The following is a 6,763-nucleotide window of genomic DNA, read 5'->3' as shown; positions in this document are numbered from 1 at the left end:
TTCTCCATCATCTGCATCCTGTCGGGCGGCATCAATTCGCTGGCCCAGGCCACCTCCGGCGCCGGCGGCATCGGCATCGGCATCGGCTGGCTGGTCGGCTGCTTCGTTTCGCTGACCTTTGCGGTCGCCATGTCGCAGATCAGCTCGGCCTATCCGACGGCCGGCGGCCTCTATCACTGGGGTTCGATCCTCGGCAACCGCGGCACCGGCTGGGTCACCGCATGGCTCAATCTGCTCGGCCTGATCACCGTGCTCGGCGCCATCAATGTCGGCACCTGGACGTTTTTCATCGGCGCTTTCGGCCCGACGCTCGGAATCGAAGGCACGCTGACAAACCAGATGATCTTTCTGATCATCATCACCGGCGCGCAGGCGCTGATCAACCATCTCGGCATCAAGCTGACGGCGAAGCTGACCGATTTCTCGGGCTATCTCATCTTCTTCGGCTCGATCCTGATCGCCATCGTCTGCCTGGCTTCCGCTGAGACCTGGGATTTCAGCCGTCTCTTCACCTTCAAGAACTATTCCGGGGACGCAGGCGCCGGCGTGTGGCCATCCGTCTCGAATGCCTGGGTGTTCGCGCTCGGACTGTTGCTGCCGATCTACACGATCACCGGTTATGACGCTTCCGCGCACACCTCGGAGGAAACCATCAAGGCGGCTTCTTCCGTGCCGCGCGCCATGGTCATGTCGGTGATCTGGTCGGCCGTTTTCGGCTATCTGTTCCTGGCCGCCTTCGTGCTGATGATCCCGAACATGGACGATGCCGCCAAGCAGGGCTGGAACGTGTTCTTCTGGGCCTTCGACCAGCGTGTAAGCCCCGGCATCAAGGAGTTCGTCTACCTCGTCGTGTTCGTCGCGCAGCTGCTGTGCGGCCTTGCCACGGTGACGTCTGCCTCGCGCATGATCTTCGCCTTCTCGCGTGACGGCGGCCTGCCGGGTTCGGCGGCACTCGCCAAGGTCAGCCCGACCTACCGCACGCCGGTGGCGGCGATCTGGACGGCTTCGATCCTGTCGGTGCTGTTCGTCTGGGGTTCGACGCTGGTTTCGGTCGCAGGCACTTCGGCCTACACCATCGTGGTTTCCTGCACCGTCATCTTCCTGTTCCTCTCCTTCACCGTGCCGATCGTGCTCGGCATGCTCGCCTGGGGCACGCCGAAGTGGGACAAGATGGGTCCCTGGAACATGGGGCGCGGCGTGTTCATGCTGTTCGCCTTCCTGTCGATCGTCTCAATGATCCTGATCTTCATCATCGGCATCCAGCCGCCGAACGATTGGGCGCTCTACATCACCGTCGGCTTCTTCATCCTGACGGCAGTCGTCTGGTTCGGCTTCGAGAAGCGCCGCTTCCAGGGGCCGCCGCTCGGCGACATCATTGCGGCGCGTCAGGCGGCCATCAAGGCGGCCGAACAGGCAGTCGGCGAAACCGGCCACTGACCTCCACCATCATGGCCATGGCCGGCATCGTGCCGGCCATGGTTTCGTTCAACTCATTCAAAGCCCAAGCGCTGGAGTGCCAAAGGAATGGCCGGAAATTTCTCGTTCGATCAGTTGAAGAAAGCGGTCTCCAGCGGTGAGATCGACACCGTGCTGGCCTGCATCGTCGACATGCAGGGACGGCTGGCGGGAAAACGCTTCCTGGCGCAGTACTTCGTCGATTCCGCGCATGACGAAACGCATGGATGCAATTATCTGCTGGCCGCCGACATCGATATGGAGCCGGTGCCGGGTTACAAGGCGGCGAGTTGGTCGAAGGGCTATGGCGATTTCGTCATGAAGCCGGATCTCGCCACGCTGCGGCGCATTCCCTGGCTGGAAAAGACCGCGCTCGTGATCTGCGACGTGCTCGACCACCACACGCATGACGACCTGCCGCATTCGCCGCGCGCCATCTTGAAGAAGCAGGTCAAGCGGCTGAGCGAGCGCGGCTATATCGGCTATTTCGCATCCGAGCTCGAATTCTATCTGTTCAACGAGACCTACGATTCGGCCCGCAAGAAGCACTGGCAAGGTCTCGACACCGCATCGCCCTATATCGGCGACTACCAGATCGGCATCACCACCAAGGAAGAAGGCGTCATGCGCCGGCTTCGCAACGAAATGGAAGCGGCCGGCATTCCGATCGAGAATTCCAAGGGCGAGTGGGGTCCGGGCCAGGAAGAGATCAATGTGCGCTATGCCGAGGCGCTCGACATGGCCGACCGCCACGTCATCCTGAAGAACGGCGCCAAGGAAATCGCCGAGTCCGAGGGCAAGGCGATTTCGTTCATGTCCAAGTATAATTACGGGCTCGCCGGCAATTCCAGCCACATCCACAATTCGCTGTGGAGCGCCGACGGCAAGACACCGCTGTTCTTCGACAAAAAGGCCGACTGGACGCTGTCGACACTCGGCCAGCAATGGGCCGCCGGCCAGCTCAAATACGCCAAGGAATTCACCTGGTTCCTGGCGCCCTATATCAACTCCTACAAGCGCTTCCAGGCCGGCACCTTCGCGCCGACCAAGATCATGTGGAGCGAAGACAACCGCACCGCAGGCTTCCGCCTGTGCGGCGAGGGCACCAAGGGCATCCGCATGGAATGCCGCATCGGTGGCGCCGACCTCAACCCGTATCTTGCTTTCGCAGCCCTGATCGCCGCCGGCCTTGCCGGCATCGACGAAAAGCTGGAATTGCAGAAGCCGTTCGTCGGCGATGCCTATCAGGCATCTCGCCTGCCGGAGATTCCGAAGACGCTGCGCGATGCCACCGACACGCTGGCGAAGTCGAAGATGCTCAAGCAGGCGCTCGGCGAGGATGTGCTCGAACACTATGTCCACACCGCAAAGTGGGAGCAGTTCGAATACGACCGCCGGATTACGGATTGGGAACTGCACAGAGGTTTCGAGCGGTATTAGGTATCGGCGGTTCGTCGGCGCCACCCCTTCACTCTTAGCCTTTCCCCGTGGGGAGAGGCTGTCGGCAGGCAGATGAGGGGCAGCGCCAGGCCACACGATTTTGTTGTAGAATACGAGGACTTACAAAATGACCGAGACGGTCAAACTCATTACCCCCGTCGATGGCTCGATCTATGCCGAGCGGCCGATTGCTACAGACCAGGCGATCAACGCCGCAGTGGAACGCGCCAAGGCGGCGCAAGAGAAGTGGGCTGAGACACCTATCGTCGAGCGCGGCAAGTACATGTTGGCTATGCTGGAAGCGCTGGTCGCGATGACCGACGAGATCGTGCCGGAAATCGCCTGGCAGATGGGGCGGCCCGTGCGCTATGGCGGCGAATTCGGCGGCGTCAGGGAACGCACCAACTACATGGTCGAGATCGCCGAGCAGGCGCTCAAATCGGTGCCGGCCTCCAACCCCAAGGACGGTTTCCGCCGCTATGTGAAGAAAGACCCGCTCGGCGTCGTCATGGTGATCGCGCCGTGGAATTATCCCTATCTGACCGCCGTCAACACCATCGTGCCGGCGCTGATGGCCGGCAACACCGTGATCCTGAAGCATGCGGCGCAGACGCTGCTGGTCGGCGAGCGCTTTCAGCAGGCTTTCGACAAGATCGGCCTGCCCAAGGGCGTGTTCCAGAATGTCGTGCTGAACCACGCCCAGACCGAAAGGCTGCTCGGCTCGGGCAAGATCGACCACGTCAATTTCACCGGTTCGGTCGGCGGCGGCCGCGCCATCGAAAAGGCGGCGGCGGGCACCTTCATGACGCTCGGCCTCGAGCTTGGCGGCAAGGATCCGGCCTATGTGCTGCCCGACGCCAAGATGGACCATGCGGTCGCCAATCTGGTCGACGGCGCCTTCTACAATTCCGGCCAGTGCTGCTGCGGCATCGAACGCGTTTATGTGCACGAGAAGGTCTATGACGAATTCGTCGAAGGCTTCATCGCCGAGACAAAGAACTATGTCGTCGGCAATCCGCTCGATCAGGCGACGACGATGGGACCGATGGCGCAGGCGCGCTTTGCTGACCTGATCCGTGAACAGAAGGCGGAAGCGCTGCGCAAGGGTGCCAAGGCGCACATCAACATGAAGGTGGCTAACGACAAGGCTGGTTCGCCTTATCTGGCACCTGAGGTGCTGACAGAAGTCGATCATCAGATGAGCGTCATGCGCGAGGAAAGCTTTGGCCCGATCGTCGGCATCATGAAGGTGCGCAACGACGAAGAGGCGATCGCGCTGATGAACGACAGTCCCTACGGGCTGACCGCTTCGATCTGGACGCGCGATACCGAGCATGCCGTGGCGATCGGCAACCGCGTCGAGACCGGCACGGTGTTCATGAACCGCTGCGACTACCTCGACCCGGCCTTGGTCTGGACCGGCGTCAAGGACACCGGCAAGGGTGCGGGCTTGTCGGCCATCGGCTACGACAATCTGACCCGGCCGAAATCATTCCATCTGCGCGAAGCCATCTGATTTATTGAAAGACAAAAATGTCCAAGCTGATCTCCAAATGGAACTACCCCACCACCGTCCGCTTCGGCGCCGGCCGCATCAAGGAATTGCCTGAGGTGCTGGCGGCCACCGGCATCAAGCGGCCGTTGTTCGTCACCGACCCTGGACTGGCGAAACTGCCGGTCGTCGCCTCGACGCTGAAGATACTCGACGACGCCAAGGTTCCTTACGGCGTCTTCTCCGAGGTCAGGCCTAACCCGGTCGAGTCCAATCTGACCGCCGGCATCGCCGTGTTCAAGAAGGGCAAACATGACGGCGTCATCGCCTTCGGCGGCGGTTCGGCGCTCGATCTCGGCAAGCTGATCGCCTTCCAGGTCGGGCAGGTCAGGCCGGTATGGGATTTCGAGGATGTCGACGACTGGTGGACGCGCGCCAATTCGGACGCCATCGCGCCGATCATCGCCGTGCCGACCACCGCCGGGACCGGATCGGAAGTTGGCCGCGCCGGCGTTATCACCAATGAGGCGACGCACACCAAGAAGGTCATCTTCCATCCGAAACTTTTGCCAGCAATCGTTATTGCCGATCCGGAGCTGTCGGTCGGCATGCCCGGCTTCATCACCGCCGGCACCGGCATGGATGCGCTCGCCCACTGTCTCGAGGCCTATTGCGCGCCGGGCTATCATCCGATGGCCGACGGCATCGCCGTCGAAGGTGTGAGGCTGGTCTTCGAGAACCTGCCGAAGGCCTATGCCAACGGCAGGGATCTCGTCGCGCGCGCCCACATGATGAGCGCCGCCGCCATGGGCGCCACTGCCTTCCAGAAGGGGCTCGGCGCCATCCATTCGCTGTCGCATCCGGTCGGTGCGCTCTATGACACCCATCACGGCATGACCAATGCGGTGTTCATGCCCTATGTGCTCGCCTTCAACCGTGACTCCATCGAGGAGCGTATCGGCCGGCTCGCCGCCTATTGCGGCATCAAGGGCGGCTTCGACGGGTTCGCCAAGGCGATTATCAAGCTGCGCAAGGAATTGAAGGTGCCGCATGCGCTGCCGGGCCTTATCAAGGGGCTCGACATGGACAAGAAGCGCAAGGCGCTGATCGCCGACATGGCGGTGGTCGATCCGACCGCCGGCGGTAACCCGGTCAAGCTGACCAAGAAGGCGGCGCTGACCTTGCTCGAAAACGCCATTGCCGGCACGGTCTGAGGCGTTTTCCGCGCCGCAAAGTGATCTGAAAAGGGGCTATGAAAACAAGGGGGAGGATGACGGGCAAGGCACAAACTAGTTAGCCGGAAAAAGAATCGCGGAGCGATTGCTACATCAGGTTAAAAAGAGTTTACTTTTTCGCACTGCGAGCAGCCGCTTTCACAAAGCTTTCATCTGGCTGTCACATGAAAACGATACCGCATCGCAGGCGTCCAACGGCGTCAGTTCAACGGAGAGAACACATGTTCAAGTTCACGGGGAAAGTGCTTTCCCTTTCGGCCGCGGCGCTTTTCGCGTCGACGGTGATTTCGTCCGCGGATTCGCTGGACGATCTCGTCAAGGCTGCCAAGGCGGAAGGCCAGCTCACCACCATCGCGCTGCCGCATGACTGGTGCGGCTATGGCGATGTCATCGCAGGTTTCAAGGCGAAGTATCCGGAAATCACCGTCAACGAACTCAACCCCGACGCCGGCTCCGGCGACGAGGTCGAGGCGATCAAGGCCAACAAGGACAACAAGGGCCCGCAGGCGCCCGACGTCATCGACGTCGGCCTGTCCTTCGGCCCGACCGCCAAGGCCGATGGCCTGATCCAGCCTTACAAGGTGTCGACCTGGGACTCGATCCCCGACAGCGCCAAGGATGCCGACGGCTTCTGGTACGGCGACTATTACGGCGTTCTGTCGTTCATGGTGAACAAGGACCTGATCAAGGAATCGCCCACCGACTGGGCCGACCTCTTGAAGCCGGAATTCGCCAACGCGGTCGCTCTTGCCGGCGATCCGCGCGTTTCAAACCAGGCCATCCAGGCTGTCTACGCCGCCGGCCTTTCCGGTGGCGCCGCAGCCGGTGAAGCTGCCGGCACTGCTGGCCTAGACTTCTTCAAGAAGCTCAACGCCGCCGGCAATTTCGTTCCGGTCGTGGGCAAGCCGGCAACGCTTGCCCAGGGTCAGACCCCGATCCTGATCAACTGGGACTACAACGCGCTCGCCGGCCGCGACACGCTGAAGGGCAACCCGCCCGTCGACGTCATCGTGCCGAAGACCGGCGTCGTCGCCGGCGTCTACGTGCAGGCGATCAGCGCCTACGCGCCGCATCCGAATGCAGCCAAGCTGTGGATGGAATACCTCTACTCCGACGAAGGCCAGATCGGCTGGCTGAAGGG

5 protein-coding genes are annotated in these 6,763 nt (G+C 61.6%); all 5 read left to right on the top strand.

The window, feature by feature from the left end; all coding sequences use genetic code 11:
• Positions 1-1,437, top strand: a 1,437-nt coding sequence (locus tag EN884_RS19985; RefSeq protein WP_128360697.1) for an amino acid permease, incomplete at its 5' end; no start/stop codon positions are given.
• An 87-nt stretch (positions 1,438-1,524) separates the two neighbouring features.
• Positions 1,525-2,895, top strand: coding sequence for a glutamine synthetase family protein (locus EN884_RS19980; RefSeq protein WP_013529682.1), 1,371 nt, complete (start codon positions 1,525-1,527; stop codon positions 2,893-2,895).
• 127 nt (positions 2,896-3,022) lie between these two features.
• A complete protein-coding gene (locus EN884_RS19975) occupies positions 3,023-4,411 on the top strand; it encodes an aldehyde dehydrogenase family protein (RefSeq protein WP_063168962.1) in 1,389 nt (462 codons plus the stop codon).
• A 17-nt stretch (positions 4,412-4,428) separates the two neighbouring features.
• Positions 4,429-5,601 carry an iron-containing alcohol dehydrogenase gene (locus tag EN884_RS19970; protein ID WP_063168961.1) on the top strand — a complete coding sequence of 391 codons (1,173 nt, stop codon included), beginning with the start codon at positions 4,429-4,431 and terminating at the stop codon, positions 5,599-5,601.
• Positions 5,602-5,843: 242 nt separating this feature from the next.
• A partial coding sequence (locus EN884_RS19965) for an ABC transporter substrate-binding protein (RefSeq protein ID WP_164895066.1) occupies positions 5,844-6,763 on the top strand: 920 nt, incomplete at its 3' end.

It is taken from the genome of Mesorhizobium sp. M7A.F.Ca.AU.001.01.1.1, from assembly GCF_004022735.1.
In the GTDB taxonomy this organism is placed as follows: Bacteria; Pseudomonadota; Alphaproteobacteria; order Rhizobiales; family Rhizobiaceae; genus Mesorhizobium; species Mesorhizobium ciceri.
Note: the sequence above shows the minus strand (reverse complement) of the source record. Positions and strands in the feature narration are given on the sequence as shown.